This is a genomic window from Paraburkholderia sp. SARCC-3016 (assembly GCF_031119615.1).
GTDB lineage: Bacteria > Pseudomonadota > Gammaproteobacteria > Burkholderiales > Burkholderiaceae > Paraburkholderia.
In genome coordinates, this window is the sequence record NZ_JAVHZD010000022.1 from 105,011 (window position 1) to 117,435 (window position 12,425).

General features: G+C 60.3%; 16 protein-coding genes. 3 read left to right on the plus strand and 13 right to left on the minus strand.

The annotated features are described in order from the left end of the window. Positions 1–2: 2 nt before the first annotated feature. Positions 3–1,052 carry an ATPase, T2SS/T4P/T4SS family gene (locus QYH69_RS22085; RefSeq protein WP_308833910.1) on the minus strand — a complete coding sequence of 350 codons (1,050 nt, stop codon included), beginning with the start codon at positions 1,050–1,052 and terminating at the stop codon, positions 3–5. 251 nt (positions 1,053–1,303) lie between these two features. Between QYH69_RS22085 and QYH69_RS22090 the strand changes: the two genes are divergently transcribed. Next, positions 1,304–1,768, plus strand: a complete 465-nt coding sequence (locus tag QYH69_RS22090; RefSeq protein ID WP_308833911.1) for a hypothetical protein — start codon at positions 1,304–1,306, stop codon at positions 1,766–1,768. Between the two features lie 69 nt (positions 1,769–1,837). Continuing rightward, positions 1,838–2,161 (plus strand): H-NS family nucleoid-associated regulatory protein, encoded by a 324-nt coding sequence (locus QYH69_RS22095; RefSeq protein WP_308833912.1) that lies wholly within the window; start codon positions 1,838–1,840, stop codon positions 2,159–2,161. A gap of 394 nt (positions 2,162–2,555) precedes the next feature. Here the strand turns inward: QYH69_RS22095 and QYH69_RS22100 are convergent, their stop codons facing one another. The 12 genes from QYH69_RS22100 to QYH69_RS22155 form a co-directional block, all read right to left on the minus strand. Further along, positions 2,556–3,845, minus strand: a complete 1,290-nt coding sequence (locus QYH69_RS22100; protein ID WP_308833913.1) for a VWA-like domain-containing protein — start codon at positions 3,843–3,845, stop codon at positions 2,556–2,558. 7 nt (positions 3,846–3,852) lie between these two features. Further along, positions 3,853–4,803, minus strand: coding sequence for a hypothetical protein (locus tag QYH69_RS22105; RefSeq protein WP_308833914.1), 951 nt, complete (start codon positions 4,801–4,803; stop codon positions 3,853–3,855). A gap of 110 nt (positions 4,804–4,913) precedes the next feature. Then, the gene (locus tag QYH69_RS22110; RefSeq protein WP_308833915.1) at positions 4,914–5,933 is read right to left on the minus strand and encodes an ATP-binding protein; all 1,020 of its coding nucleotides are present in this window, start codon (positions 5,931–5,933) and stop codon (positions 4,914–4,916) included. 129 nt (positions 5,934–6,062) lie between these two features. Next, entirely contained in the window at positions 6,063–6,302 is a 240-nt protein-coding gene (locus QYH69_RS22115; RefSeq protein WP_308833916.1) for a DUF3717 domain-containing protein, read from the minus strand. Between the two features lie 244 nt (positions 6,303–6,546). Then, entirely contained in the window at positions 6,547–6,954 is a 408-nt protein-coding gene (locus QYH69_RS22120; protein ID WP_308833917.1) for a hypothetical protein, read from the minus strand. A gap of 61 nt (positions 6,955–7,015) precedes the next feature. Then, the gene (locus QYH69_RS22125) at positions 7,016–8,530 is read right to left on the minus strand and encodes a hypothetical protein (RefSeq protein WP_308833918.1); all 1,515 of its coding nucleotides are present in this window, start codon (positions 8,528–8,530) and stop codon (positions 7,016–7,018) included. 93 nt (positions 8,531–8,623) lie between these two features. Beyond that, complete coding sequence (locus QYH69_RS22130) at positions 8,624–9,031, minus strand: hypothetical protein (protein WP_308833919.1); 408 nt, start codon at positions 9,029–9,031, stop codon at positions 8,624–8,626. A 213-nt stretch (positions 9,032–9,244) separates the two neighbouring features. After that, positions 9,245–9,721 carry a hypothetical protein gene (locus QYH69_RS22135; RefSeq protein ID WP_308833920.1) on the minus strand — a complete coding sequence of 159 codons (477 nt, stop codon included), beginning with the start codon at positions 9,719–9,721 and terminating at the stop codon, positions 9,245–9,247. Positions 9,722–9,729: 8 nt separating this feature from the next. Further along, positions 9,730–10,122, minus strand: coding sequence for a hypothetical protein (locus QYH69_RS22140; RefSeq protein ID WP_308833921.1), 393 nt, complete (start codon positions 10,120–10,122; stop codon positions 9,730–9,732). Between the two features lie 89 nt (positions 10,123–10,211). Beyond that, the gene (locus QYH69_RS22145) at positions 10,212–10,673 is read right to left on the minus strand and encodes a membrane protein (protein ID WP_028369194.1); all 462 of its coding nucleotides are present in this window, start codon (positions 10,671–10,673) and stop codon (positions 10,212–10,214) included. Between the two features lie 72 nt (positions 10,674–10,745). Further along, positions 10,746–11,111, minus strand: coding sequence for a hypothetical protein (locus QYH69_RS22150; RefSeq protein ID WP_308833922.1), 366 nt, complete (start codon positions 11,109–11,111; stop codon positions 10,746–10,748). 110 nt (positions 11,112–11,221) lie between these two features. After that, on the minus strand, positions 11,222–11,506 hold the full coding sequence (locus QYH69_RS22155) for a hypothetical protein (protein ID WP_308833923.1): 285 nt from the start codon (positions 11,504–11,506) through the stop codon (positions 11,222–11,224). Positions 11,507–11,864: 358 nt separating this feature from the next. Here QYH69_RS22155 and QYH69_RS22160 point away from each other — a divergent pair, with 358 nt between their 5' ends. Continuing rightward, a complete protein-coding gene (locus QYH69_RS22160) occupies positions 11,865–12,266 on the plus strand; it encodes a hypothetical protein (protein ID WP_308833924.1) in 402 nt (133 codons plus the stop codon). The last annotated feature ends 159 nt before the right edge of the window (positions 12,267–12,425 follow it).

Genomic DNA, 12,425 nt, shown 5'->3' on the forward strand with positions numbered 1-12,425 from the left:
GCTTAAAAAACGCGGTTGAGGACATAGTCCCCATCCTTGAATCCCTTGATCTCGACGATCTCGGAAACGTGGCGCAACTCGCCGGTACGGCGCATATGGATGACGTAATGAAAGCAGTCGGCGATGGACTTGCGCATGTCGACAAGATCCCACCGGCTGCCGGGCGGAATCCCGAGCATCGCGAGGCTCTCCAGGCGGCTGAGGCCGCCGCGCGCATCGTTTGAGTGAATCGAACCCAGGCCGCCGTCGTGCCCGGTGCTCAGTGCCTGAATGAAGTCGAACGCCTCACCGCCGCGGACCTCGCCAACGACGATGCGGTCAGGACGGAATCGCAGACACAGCGCAACGAGGGCCTGCGTCGTCACACCCTTGTCCGGGTTCGAGAGGAATCGCACAAGATTGGGCACGCGCAGCTTCAGCTCCATCGTGTCTTCGATGGTGATGACACGCTGGTCTTCGGGCACCTGTGCGGCGAGCGCGTTGAGGAAAGTGGTCTTGCCTGTCGAAGTGCCGCCGGCCACCAGTACGTTTTTGCGGCGGACGATCAGCTCGCTGACGGCGGCCATCATCCCTTCGTTTTCGATGCCGGGATAGAACAGCTTCTCGTCGTTGTGCTCATGCCGCGCGTTCACGCGCGAGAACGCGCCCATCGCGACGTAATCGGCAAGACTGAGTTGCCGGTCGCTGTGCTTGCGGATCGACATCGCGTGACCATCGATCGCCGTCGGACGCATGACAGCCGCAATACGCAAACCCTTGTGGCCGGCGTTGATAATGCCCTGTGCCGTGCCGGCCTTCGCCGACTTCTCGACCGATGCTGCAAGCGAAAGAATCGCGCCGTTGAGCGTTGCCTGATTCAGCGTGAGATTGAGGCGGTGCATTTCCCCACGTCGCTCGATCCAGACATTGTCGAAGTTGTTGACCATGATTTCGGCGACGTCGGGCGCTTCGAAGTATTCACGCAGCGGGGCGACTGATGCGAAAAACATCTGCACCGCGCTCTCTTCGAGCGGGCGCACCTTGAGCAGGGGATTTTCGGTAGCTTCGGACATGCGGCTATTTTTCAGGCTGCGGTGACCTGTAGCAGACCGAAAGAACGATCAAATCAATGAGCTTTTGCCGATTCGTTGCGCGTGACACTGCCCGAAGATGTCATGCAGCTTGGCGATGCCGTAATGTGTCGCGGAGCCGGCTCAGGTCACTAACCCGAAATGATGCAGTAAAACGTATAGCTTTCCTGGTAACGCTGCGCTCCGGTGTGTGGTGTAGGATCTGCCCCCGGCGCTTTCTAATTATTGACACGATGGCGAGAACGATTCCGTTTGCACGAACCGCAGCAGCGGCGCGTGCGCGTCGAAACAAGACCCTCCTGCTACCGATGCCGCGCACCGAAGTCGATCGGCTTTGTCTGCAGGTTCACATCGCCCTGGACGCGATGCGGCGGGGAATGGGCAATGCCGGAGCGGCGCAGATCCTTTGCCAGGCAATGATCCTCACCGGGTTACTGGCAGAGGCGGGCTACGGTGAGGCCACCTTCGAACAGATGCGAGACGCCGAGCACGTCATCTCAGCGGCCTTCGATCGCGGCCGGGACTCTGGCGTGTGGTCACTGGACGAGAACGGCTGCCGGCAATTCGCGGTAATTGTCTCGACTTACGACAGGCAGTTGCGTCGTGCACCCCTCGCGGCTGTTGCTGATGCAAGCGACCGGCTTGAGCGCTTTCGCGCTGGTGAGTCACTCGACCAGATGGCGCGCAAACGCGCCTAGAGCGGGGCGCACCGCTGCGGCACGCCGTTATACTCCGCAACACGACAACCAACGCAGCAGCACTCGTTTATGAAGGGAAAAATAGCTGACGGCGAAGCCCGCGACCGGCTGATCATCTGGATACGTCGTCGGATGGAAGAATTCGGCATCACAGTGCAAGCGCTCGCCGACTCAATCCAGCACGACCTCGATCACCCGGCGCTCTACCGGGATGCGCATGGTAACGAATGGAATGGGCTGGGCGATACGCCGCATTGGCTTCGTGCGGCGCATAACGCGGGCGTCGACCCCAGCTTCTTTCGCATCGCGCATGAGGCTGCGCCGACCGAAGCGAGCAGCGAAGGTCGCAAGTCCAGTCGCCGGCAAATGGATCTGTTTGAGCCGCTTCCGTGACCTACTTTTTCGCGCAAAGGGAGATAGAAACCTCGCATCAATGCGCGTCCCTCGGATCGAGGCCTGCCGCCGGATACGAAACAATGCGTCTCGCGCATTGATTCATATTTTGAAAATATGCGTCGACGTCCGGCTCCCTTCTTCGCTTTTGTTTCAAAAGCAGCAAGAGCAACCTGAGCCGGCTCAGGTCCCTTTTGTGACTTACCCCGTTCGCAACCGCCGGGTAGCGTAAGGTTAAATGTTTGAGTTGCTTGATTTTTCTCGTGGGAAAGACACCAAAGTTCGAGAAAATGAGTCTGTGGAATGCGTGGAATCCGCTTTCAGAGCCTAACCGAAATAAAAAAACCCCAGCACTCGGCCGGGGTTGGGTTAAGGGAATGAGCAACATCGTGCGCTAACAGATTACTTCGACCATCTCACCGAACGGCGCCTTCTTCGCCCGCTTGAGAGGCGTCGTCGAAGCCCACAGGACCGGGTAGTCCGGATGATCGTCGGGAAACGGGCCGTCCATGTCGGTGAGATAAACCAGGAACGCGGGGCGGATTCCTTCTTTCGCAAGCCGCTCGAACGGCTCGACGAATGAGGTCCCCCCGCCGCCGCGCACAGGTAGCAGTTCAAGATCAACCGCGTCACCGCGCTCGAATGTCTGGACCTGTGTTACTCGCGTGTTGCAATCCATCACGATCAGCCGGCGCGGCTGCACACCGGCGTTCACTGCGATGATTTCCGCCGCGAACTGCGCCTGCGTTTCATCCCACACCGATCCGCTTGAGTCGCGGACAAAGACGGCATCGCCCACCGCCGGTTCGTTCAGCGACGGCAGATACAGGCCCATGTGCAGATACCGGCGATTTGGCATCGCGAAGGTGTAGTCAGTCGGCGACGATTCCTGCGCAAAACGATGCAGGATCGGACGCCAGTCGACAACGGGTTCAACAGCATCCGTCACCATCGCTTGCAGCGCACCGGGCAGCGAGCCGCGCATCTTTGCCGCTTTCGCAGCCTGCAACACGGCCACCTTCCATTCCGATTCCTTCAGGGCCTTGTCGTCGCCGGTGTACTGGCGAACCTCGCCACAGGAGGGGGCGGCATCGGGAGTCGAGCCGGGGTCGGGATTGGCGGACGGTGTGTTCGCGCCGTTCGCGTTTGAGGACTGCGGCGGGCTGTTACCCCCGCATGCACTGTCAGGCTGCTTCAGCTGTTGAGCCGAATGCTGGCCAGACTGTGCATCCGGTTTGCCACCGTCCTGCTTGCCCTTCCCTTGCTCGTTTTGCTGCTTTTCCCTCTGCCGCTTGTCCTGCGCGAGGATGCCATAGATCTCTTCAGCCGACTTTCCCTTGTAGCGCGCATCGACCAAAACACCCTTTGGTAGCAGCATGCCTGCCTCGAGCACGATCGGATTGATCGCATAGTCACATGCGTCGTTCCAGAGCTTCGGATCGCGATCGCCCTGACGCCAGCAGTGGCCATTGGCCACGTGCAGAACTTCGTGCGCCAAGACACCACGTGTCTCAAGATCGTTCAGGCCGCCTAGATACGCCGGGTTGTAGCCCAGCGACTCCCCGTCAGTCCAGAACGTCTTGCACGACGCGTCTTCGACCACCTTCAGTCGAAGCGCGAGCGCGCCGAAAAACGGCTGATCCAGTACGAGCGCCGTACGCTGTTTCAAGATTCGCGGGTCCATGGCCACCTCATGCAACGAGGCGCAGCAGCGGCGTCTGCTCCGGCTGGGCTGTCATCCCGACCGGCGCGAACGCCGCCTCGCGATCCACCATCGGCTCCGGCGTCGTGCCCATGAATGCGGCCATCAGCCCCTCGATTTCCGACGCCTTGGCCGCGACCTGCGAACGCAGCACGTTCGACTCCTTCAGATCCGCACCCGTATGCACGGCGAGATGACGCTTCGCCTGTTCGAGGATGTGATTAAGCTTCGGATCGTTGGAGAAGTTCAGCTTCGGGAGAAGGTCGCACAGTTCGCGCACGTTGTTCGTGACGTCCAGGCGAACGTTCGTCGCGCCGTAAAGGCGATCGGCAAGCTTCGAGACCGCTTCGAAAAGACGACCAACGAGATCACTGTTTGCCGTCGATATCGAGGCGAGCACGTGCTGATCGATTTCGGTACGAAGGCCGGTCAGCACATCGGGCGGCAGATCAACACCGAACTGGCTGGCGTCCGGGAACGGCAGCACCGAGAGCTTGACGCCAAACTTGCCCGACATCGCGGCAAGCGTCGGATAGTCCGCCTCGTTGTACAGGTCCTTCTGTTCTTCGCGCGCCTTTTCCTTCAGGTCCAGATAGTCCGTCAGGAAGACCGACACGGCCAGCTCGAACTCGTCTTTCATCTTGCGCAGCTGCTCGGCGACGTCCATGTAGATCATCGTCGGCAACAGGCGCACGCCCAGCTGGTCATACTGCAACGTGTGGGCGTAGTAATACGAGCGGATGCGATTGCCGATCGACATGACCTCGTGATAGCTCGGCGCGTGTTCGGGTAACAGACGCTTATTAAAGCGGCCGATGCCCTTGGTCTGATGCTTCGCCTCGACGGCTTCAGTGGCCTTCATGTCGAAGCGGCGACCCTGCCAGGCAGAGACGGTGACCGACGACAGCATGACCTTGGATTTCAGTTCGGTGATGTTCATGGATGACTCCAGAAAAGATAGCGCTTGGATTCAGCAGAAAGAAAAAAAGCCACGGGCCGCATGGCGGGCCGTGGCAACAGGAAAGGCAGGTAAAGCAGGAAGCGCGGTGCTTATTGACCGCGGATGATCTGACCGAGCGGACCACCCTGTGCGCGGATGAACGCGTGGGTGTTCTGCAGTTCAGGCTTGCGCCGCACTGCGTCACGTGCGAGGAGCGCCGCGAATTCGCGGCGGCCAGCATCGATCAGCCGGTCGTTGTAGGTCAGCACCCGGTCGAAGTTACCTTCGGTTGAGTGCGCGGCCAGTGCCGTGCTAACTGCATAGAGCGCGGCGGGCGTTTCAGGAATCGGCGCACTATCCGGCGACAGCAGGATGGCGTCGGGCGATGGCAGCTCGCGGTAGATTGCGAGAAAGCTCATCAGTTCGCCCGCTGCCGCTTCGCCGACCGATCCCGCATACGAGACCAGTTCAAGCTCTTTCGGCACGACGCCCATCGTCTTCGCGACGAATCCCCAGGTGCGGGGACTTGCCGAGTTTTCGATGTCGCGCGACTTCTTCTGCACGTACAGCAGATCCGGCCGGAAGCGCAGGAACGCGATCAGTTCCGCGGGCACGTTGTTGCCCACTGCCCATGCGGTCCAGTCATCGATGGTCGGTTCCAGTTCCACCACCGTTGCAAAACGCGAGATGACGGGATCGAGAATCCCCGTCACGCCTGCGTTGTCACCGCGCCGGTTGGTAGCCGCAACGAACGTGACGCAACCGGGCAACACGTGTTCGCCAATACGACGAGCGAGCAGCAGTTGCATCTTCGCTGCCTGCACCGCTGGCGAGGCCTGCCCGAGATCATCGAGGAACCAGAGCAGTGGCGTGGTTGCGCTCAATGCCCGCTCGAGATCGCCAAACGGGAGGAAGCGCGCAATGTCGCCCTTGGGAAACGGCAGACCTTTGGAGTCTGTCGGATCTTCGACAACGGGGTGGCTGATGAGCAGATCGTGACCGGTTGCCTTGGCAACCTGATCGACGATATCGCTCTTGCCAACACCCGCTGGCCCGGTGATGAGCACCGGGAGACGCTTCGGAATGTAGGCAGAGAGCAGTGCAAAGAGTTGCTGGGGATTGACTTTCATGGGGTACCTGAAAAGGAAAAGCCCCACGAAACGACGCCCCAGGGGACGTGGTCCCGAAGGGGCGAGTTGAGTGTGCCGCTCTCGCGGCCGGTCGAATGCGTCGGTTGACGCTGGAGATTTGGTTGGGTGTTACACGAGCGCGCCGGCTAATGCAGCCACTTGCGCGTGCGTAAGCGATTCGCGCGATACAGAGGTCTCGCGCGTGAAAATCAGCTCTCCGTACAGGTCGGCGAGACAACGTGCTTCGGCACAGAGCACCAGCACATCCGAGTCAAACATCGACGGATTGCGGTTGCGCCATACATTGATAGCGGCTTCGACCTGCGCGATCGAAACGCGATCTCGTTCGGAAGCGTTCTGTTGAGTCATGGGGGCCTCAGAATGTAGTACCCCGGTGTCGCCCGTAAAGGGAGGACGTCCCCCAGGGCAGACTTGTGCCGGAATCCGGCGGCTCGATGCGTCAGTGACGCAGGTGATGATGAAAGTCTATGCCGCGAAAGCGCCGGGAGTTGCCCAAATCATGCGCAAAACAACCCCGCTTTTACCGCGGACCGATACCGACGGCGAAAAAAAAGCCGGCGCTGAGCGCCGGCTGTGTTTCAGGAAAATTGCTTCAGAGCAGCGAGGTCTGCGCGAGGCGTGCACCGTCAATCCGGGCAATCATCGCAGCTTCCCGCTCGCGAAACACGCGTGATTTCTCGGCGCCCACGCCATTGTGCTTTTCCATCACATACGAGAAGCAGACAGGGTTGGCCGGACCGCGCCACGCTTTCCACTCTCCCATGATCAGTTCGCGCACTTCGACGGGACACGCGAAGAACTCGCGACGCGCGTCACGCCACTGGCGGGCAAACAGGTCACGCATGCGTTGCTCGCTGCGGTCGAACATGCGCTCGCGACGCTCCCTTTCTTCGTCGACCGAAAGCGCACGTGGCGCTTCGATCTGGTCGGCAAAGAGCGGATACGCTTGCGCAATCCTGTCGGCGACACGCTCCTGGCGACGCAGGTGCAGCGTCTCCATGCGCGACGTCCAGCGGTAGCCCTCATAACGAGGATATCGATCGAATCGCACGACAGTATCCTCAGGCTGCAAGGCGCTCGAGCATCGCGCGCGCATAATCCAGCGTGCCATCCTTCGCGCGCAGTGTCCTCGCCTCGCCACGCTCGGGATTCACGAGCGCGTACTGCCTGCTCGCCCCCTTGCGCCAATCGCGGATCTCACGGAAGCCCTCCTCGATCGCGGCTTCGACATGCTGTGCGCCGTCGATGATGACGCCGTCGGGACGCTGATACTTCGTGCGTTGCGCCGCTTCCTTCGCTCGTTGCGCATCTTCCGCCTTTCGTTGCGCCGCCTTGCGTTCAGTATCTGCGGATTCCCACGCCGCCTGCGCCGCTTCATCCATCCCGCACAGGCCGAAGATTGCACGACGCCGGGTTTTCGAGTTCCCACCACGCAGTTTCACGCCGTAATACTCTTCGACGGCGCGCTTGCTGCTGCGGTTTCGATCGTCGGGGCTGTCCAGCACCTCCAGCAACAACGGGAGGTGACGCTGTTCGATGGCGACGGCCATGCGATTGGCCCATTCGAAGGTCTCACGACCGTGCGAGAGCAACGCCATCTCACGCTCCAGCTTATGCCGGCGCGCAGTCGTGCGCCCCTGGGTGCGCTCCATATCGGCCCTGCCCAGAGATTTGACCCGCTTCGAGTCAGCCAGAATCTGGCGCAGACGCTCGGCGAAAGCATTCACTGGTGTGCCCAACGTCAGCGGCTCGTTGAACATCGGCGGCAATGATTCGGCGGAGAGGATACCTGCCTCGAAAAGCGCGTCGTCGACCGAGACGAAATCACAGGCAGCCGGCAAGGCGTCGACGGCTGCCACGATCGCATCCACGTTCTGGGCCGTAATCGGCAGCTTCGCGGCACGCATCACCGACGCCACCCACCGATGTTTCTCGGCCGGCATGCGCCCGCGTAGCTCAACCACGTTGAGCAACGGCTCTGCCCACTCCAGGTCGTAGCGAAAGGCGCGCTCCATCTTTCGATAGTCGTCGAGCACCGCATCGGGCACGGGTTCGTTGCGCAACAGTGCGTACGCGACGTGCACCTCATGCCTGGCGTTCACGCCACCACCCGGGGCGGGCGGGCCGCCTGCCCCGAAGCCGAAGCGCTCAATGGCTGCGTGATGGAAAAACGGCGACAGGTCGAAGAACTGGCGGGCGTTGCGCGCTGCTGCACGTTCTACATCGATCTGGCCGCTGGATAGGAAGCGCTCCGGTGCGCGAGGAAGATCGAACAGGGCGAAAAGTTCGTCCCAGTGCGCCGGGCGGATCTGCCACGGCTTCGGCTCCGCGCCATATTGGCCGAGCCAGTGCGAGCGGACCTCGTCAAAGAGGGATGCGATTACTTCGGCCGCCGTGCCAGCGCGGCGGATCGCCAGCTTGCCGTTGTAGCGGGTCACGCTTGCTGCAGCGCTGTCGCACTGCAGCCCGATAAGCGCCGTTTCCGTTGCCTGCACGCGCTCATCACGGAACAGGGACAGCACACCGGCCAGCGTGGCAACAAGGAAGGTTTCACCGGGAATCGTCAGTTTGTACATAGGGAGTTGGCTCCATAAAAAGTGGCGGGGCCAACACCCCATCTGGGGACGTTGGCCCCGAATGGGTTTGAAGTAGATGAAAGGCGGGTGTAATCAGTCGATGTCGAGCATCCGCGACACGACGGCAGCGACGGCCCACGCTCGTGTGCGAGACAACGACTTGATCCTCAGAACGGGCTGGCTCTTCCAGTGGCCAGCCTCACCGACCTCGATGAACTGGATGAAGTCGATCTGGATCATCCAGCCTTCGGAGTATCCGCGCGTGACTGACAGGGCCAGACGCCGACGCGGGGTGCCGCCAACCGGCCAGTCGCGTGTATCGACCAGCCCGAAGTAGTCCTCGTTCGGGTCGCCGACGAGATTGGCGGCATCAACCCATTCTGGTTCGATTTCAGACTGACGAAGGGCGCGTTCGATGTGATCGGCAACCTGCCTAACGGTCTTTCCCGCAGGATCAAACGGCGCGCTGGTATGCGCGGGTGTTTCGAGAAGTTCGGACATGGGACTGAGCGGAGAATAAAAAAAAGGCCACACCGAAGAGGTGCAGCCTTTGAGAGAAGACGGTCCGGTTAAGACCGGCTCGAATAAACGATCAGCGAGGAACGCGGGGATGCCGACGTTCCCGATCCGCCTTGCGGCCGAGATTGCTCATGTGTACGCCATACGCACAAATAGCAGCCGTCAGGACTAACGCAACAACACCGAAGCCCATAATCATTCTCCGTTCATGGAATCCATGCCCACAATGAAGGTTAGCACAATGATCGCAGCGAGCGCGGCCTCGTTCAGTATTGCGGCCGCCGTCCAACTGCTGGTCGAGTGCCAATAGCCGACAAAGCCGGCCAGCGATGCGACAGTGAGAGCGTGGCAGAACCGCCCGAACTGCTGTCGCTGGTCCTTGCTCCAGGCCTTTCCGAGACGCACCGGTTTGCGGTCTCCGGTGGACTCGTCATTTGGTACGACGATCGGCACGCCCACCGAAAAATTTCCGTCGGTCCTGGCATCCAGTTGCACGTTCACCCCATCGATAGCAGCCGACACTGCGGGCGGCGCTTCGGTGATACTGAACTCTCGAAGCACTGCCTGCAGACGCTCCGACGGATAAACCTGATCGGCGTCACGCGAAAAGCTCGCGCGATCCGTGATGGTCATCCCGGACGGGTACTCGACGAAGATTTCGACGATTTCCATCCGGCCTCCTATCGGCGTTCGCCGTCCAGGCCGGCGGCAAGGCGCAAGCCCGTAAGCAGGGCATCATATCCCTCGCGGGATGTCAGCTGCTCGAGCGCGACCGCGTTGTCGGCACCGCCGGACAGGTCGGAACGGCCACGGCGCGTGCGGAACGACACAGCAACCTTTTTGCGGGTCGGTGCGTCAGCAACTTCCAGCATGACCGCGGGGGTACGGAGGGTAACTCGGCAACCGCGATTGCGGCGAGCCGGTTCGGCGACGATTTCGTGCTCGCCGGAGCGAAGACGAAGATCGCGTGCGACACGACGCAGCATCTGCGTCGCATGGTGGGTGATTGCGGCGTCACCAGCCGCTCCCGCACCGCGGCGGTCGGCATAGAACACCTTGGGAACCTTAAACATTGCTGCCTCGGAAAAGAAAAAGCGAGGGCCCTTTCGGGACACCTCGCGATGAAGGAATGGGCCGGCAACGCCGGCTATGGAATGGCGGATCAGTGCGTGACGCGCAGACCCGAGTTGGTGGTGATGAGAAGCACGTGATCGCCCGGCGCGAACGGCTGGTCGTCTGGTTGAGCCACGACGACGTTGCGACCGGTGTTGGTGCGCACAATGATTTCCAGGCCCGAGTGATGCGACAGGACCTGCGAGACCTTCTGCGTGACAAACCCGGATGCAGCACCCGTCAAGGCACCAGCGATGTAGCGGCCGGTGCCGTTGCCGATCGCGCGCGAACCGAGGAAAGCACCGACACCTGCGCTGATCAGCGACGTCAGCCCGGAGTTTTCCTGGGTGGCTTCGATCGTGATTGCGCGAGTGCGGACAACCGTACCTTCTTCGAGCGTGCCCGAACGCTGAACGTCATACCGCTGGTACGTGTTCGGCGAACCGAAATCGACACCGGCGCAAGCCGACAGCATGGATGCGAGAACGAGACTGACGATGATCTTGAACATTTGATTGCCTCACGGAGCGAGGGGCAACCATCCCGTCAGGGAGGTTGCCCTGACGGGAAAGAGATTTTTTAATCAGTGAGCAGCAGCACAGTGAAGACGCAGGTTCACGTCTCGCTCACGCGAGTCCAACCAGCGCACTGCGATGAGCAGCGCGGCCGACAGCGGCGCGAAAACGAAGACGAACCAGAAACCAACGCCCTGCAGGAAAGCGCCATATGCGTAGCAGTGTCCCGTTACGGACTCGAGCATGAACGCGGCGAACGACAGTTGATGCGAATCGACGTGCTCCAGATAGGCATCGAGAGCAGCCGGTCCAGATGCACGCAGCAGGTCAAGCTGACTTTTCGCTTCGAACGCACATCCAAAAATGACCAATAAACAGCCGGTTAAGGCGAGAAAGGCAGCAACGTTAGCAGCCGTGTTGTTGCGATTCGACATGGAACAGCTCCTTGAAAAATGCGGGAGCCGGTTCCCGTTGGGATTGGCTCCCAACGAGAGAAATATAGTTGCGTCAGGCCAAAGCGCCTGACGCGTTGAAGAGTTGCTGGTTACATCGAAATGCGAGTGAGGTAATGCAGCTCGACGCGATCGCTTTTTACGAGCTCGCGCTCGGCATCAAAGGGGATCTGAAAATCAAACTTCACGGTGGCCGTTCCGTCGCTCCAAAGATACAGAATGGAGCCGTGGAACTGCCGGATGGGCAAGGTTGCAACTGCTTGCGCGAAAACGCGTTGGTTTTCACGAAAGCCCCACTTTTCCGAGATACGTTCAGGATCGTTGGCGATTGCCAAGGACTTGACGAGCTCTGCCGACTGAGTGACTTGCTGCAGCATGGTGCGGCTCCTAAAAAAACGGGAGCCGGTCCCGTTGGGATGGCTCCCAACAGGGTTGACAGACGGGGTTGCCGTCGCGGAGGACCGGCATTTGCCGGTCAAAGGTATGAGCACTCCAGAATGTGGAGTGTTCGTTCGATGCGCAGAAGCGCGGGTGATATGTTGATTTTAGAGATGCGGCCTGTCCCTGCCGGTCGGAAACATCAAGAAAATCACCCTCCTTTCGCCGCGAGAGGCAGCACGCACGCTTGACTTTCCGGTACGTCTGCAAAGATGGATCAGCGGCTGGCCTTCAGAGTCTTGGCTCGCATGCCGTTACACCGGTTATCTGTTCCTAAACCGTATGAGGTCTTTAAAGATGCAAACTCGCGACAACGGCCTGTTGCCGGCCACTGTGTTGGCAGTACTTCTCGTGTGCCTCCTCGGATTCTCGCGCTGGGTCGGCGCCAGCTTTTCTTCCGTCGTGACAGCTGCCACATCGCTTTTCATCCTCGGCAGCGTTCTCGGCGCCGCCTGGTACTTTCTCAGGGCCTTTGGATGGTCACTCTCGGCAGGGTTTTTCGCCTTCGGATGGCCGACTACCTGGCCGGTTTTAACCAGCATCGCGAACGGCGGCTACGATTCCGACTCTTCATTCCGTCCGTGGGCCCAGGATTCTTTCATCGACAGCGGGTGGATGAGGTGGGGCGTCGAATTTATTTTTGTTGCCCTGCTCTGTCTTGCCCTCGTCCATGAGTATCGTCGCCGTCGTTACTGGTAAAAAAACCCAAAAAAAAAGCCGCTCCCCGAAGAGAACGGCGCTGCTTTCAGTTTCTTGCTGTGACTGTTAGACGACCAGTCGACGAGCGCGGCCCGCCCAACGGCGAAAATTCCGCGCTCGCAACCCATCTTGTGCCGCCCCGTCGAGGCGACGTCAATG

What these genes read in the sequence shown, in the direction of transcription:
- QYH69_RS22135 (WP_308833920.1), bottom strand. Translation starts at nt 9,721, where the DNA reads ATGGAAATCGTCGAAATCTTCGTCGAGTACCCGTCCGGGATGACCATC.
- QYH69_RS22090 (WP_308833911.1), top strand. Translation starts at nt 1,304, where the DNA reads ATGGCGAGAACGATTCCGTTTGCACGAACCGCAGCAGCGGCGCGTGCG.
- QYH69_RS22100 (WP_308833913.1), bottom strand. Translation starts at nt 3,845, where the DNA reads ATGGACCCGCGAATCTTGAAACAGCGTACGGCGCTCGTACTGGATCAG.
- QYH69_RS22150 (WP_308833922.1), bottom strand. Translation starts at nt 11,111, where the DNA reads ATGTCGAATCGCAACAACACGGCTGCTAACGTTGCTGCCTTTCTCGCC.
- QYH69_RS22120 (WP_308833917.1), bottom strand. Translation starts at nt 6,954, where the DNA reads ATGGAGACGCTGCACCTGCGTCGCCAGGAGCGTGTCGCCGACAGGATT.
- QYH69_RS22115 (WP_308833916.1), bottom strand. Translation starts at nt 6,302, where the DNA reads ATGACTCAACAGAACGCTTCCGAACGAGATCGCGTTTCGATCGCGCAG.
- QYH69_RS22105 (WP_308833914.1), bottom strand. Translation starts at nt 4,803, where the DNA reads ATGAACATCACCGAACTGAAATCCAAGGTCATGCTGTCGTCGGTCACC.
- QYH69_RS22155 (WP_308833923.1), bottom strand. Translation starts at nt 11,506, where the DNA reads ATGCTGCAGCAAGTCACTCAGTCGGCAGAGCTCGTCAAGTCCTTGGCA.
- QYH69_RS22145 (WP_028369194.1), bottom strand. Translation starts at nt 10,673, where the DNA reads ATGTTCAAGATCATCGTCAGTCTCGTTCTCGCATCCATGCTGTCGGCT.
- QYH69_RS22110 (WP_308833915.1), bottom strand. Translation starts at nt 5,933, where the DNA reads ATGAAAGTCAATCCCCAGCAACTCTTTGCACTGCTCTCTGCCTACATT.
- QYH69_RS22130 (WP_308833919.1), bottom strand. Translation starts at nt 9,031, where the DNA reads ATGTCCGAACTTCTCGAAACACCCGCGCATACCAGCGCGCCGTTTGAT.
- QYH69_RS22125 (WP_308833918.1), bottom strand. Translation starts at nt 8,530, where the DNA reads ATGTACAAACTGACGATTCCCGGTGAAACCTTCCTTGTTGCCACGCTG.
- QYH69_RS22160 (WP_308833924.1), top strand. Translation starts at nt 11,865, where the DNA reads ATGCAAACTCGCGACAACGGCCTGTTGCCGGCCACTGTGTTGGCAGTA.
- QYH69_RS22085 (WP_308833910.1), bottom strand. Translation starts at nt 1,052, where the DNA reads ATGTCCGAAGCTACCGAAAATCCCCTGCTCAAGGTGCGCCCGCTCGAA.
- QYH69_RS22140 (WP_308833921.1), bottom strand. Translation starts at nt 10,122, where the DNA reads ATGTTTAAGGTTCCCAAGGTGTTCTATGCCGACCGCCGCGGTGCGGGA.
- QYH69_RS22095 (WP_308833912.1), top strand. Translation starts at nt 1,838, where the DNA reads ATGAAGGGAAAAATAGCTGACGGCGAAGCCCGCGACCGGCTGATCATC.